Here is a 647-nt window from a genome sequence, read left to right on the forward strand (position 1 = left end):
CCGGTTCTGCCGGTTTTCGGGGTGCCGGTTCGTGGTGACGCGCCTGCGATGGTGTGGACAGCGCGTTGAGGGTTTTCCGGGAAAGGATGGTCATTCATGAGCTGGGGGCGGTTCCGCGGTCGTCGGCTGGTGTTACGCGATGGTGAGGGTGAGCGTGAGGTGGTCGAATGCGCGGCGCTGATGAAGGCCGACATGAAGCGGGAGGTGAGCGCGAGCCCTGAGGTCGGGCTGTCCAGGGAGATCACCTGGGCGGTCGCCGGGAGGAGTTTCCTGCACTACGGGCAGGAGTACCCCTACGGTTCACGGTTCGTGATGATCACTGGCGCCGGCCGCGATGAGGTCGACACGTTGACCCGGATCGTTTCGGACTACTTCGAGCCGCTTGAGGACGCGGAACTGCTGGATGCTGTCGTTTGCGCCCGGGAGGTGGAGCAGCGCCGGGCCGTGCTCGTCAGGGCGGGCATAGGCGCGCCCGTCTCCTGCGAGGGTGCCTTCCTTGCGCTCATCTCCGAAGCGATGCGTGACCAGAACGCCCGGATCCGGGAGGGAGGACTCTGGGCGGCCATGTACGCGCTGTGGCCCGAACTCCTGCCGGCCGTCATGGAGCTGACGGTCGATCCGGAAAAGCTCTTGCGGGCGCAAGCGGA

Annotated in this window: 1 protein-coding gene; it reads left to right on the forward strand. The window is 66.2% G+C overall.

Translation table 11 applies throughout. The features are described 5' to 3' along the window. Positions 1-96: 96 nt before the first annotated feature. A partial coding sequence (locus tag HCN51_RS57785; RefSeq protein ID WP_168022235.1) for a hypothetical protein occupies positions 97-647 on the forward strand: 551 nt, incomplete at its 3' end.

Source organism: Nonomuraea composti (assembly GCF_012034275.1).
Taxonomy (GTDB): domain Bacteria; phylum Actinomycetota; class Actinomycetes; order Streptosporangiales; family Streptosporangiaceae; genus Nonomuraea; species Nonomuraea composti.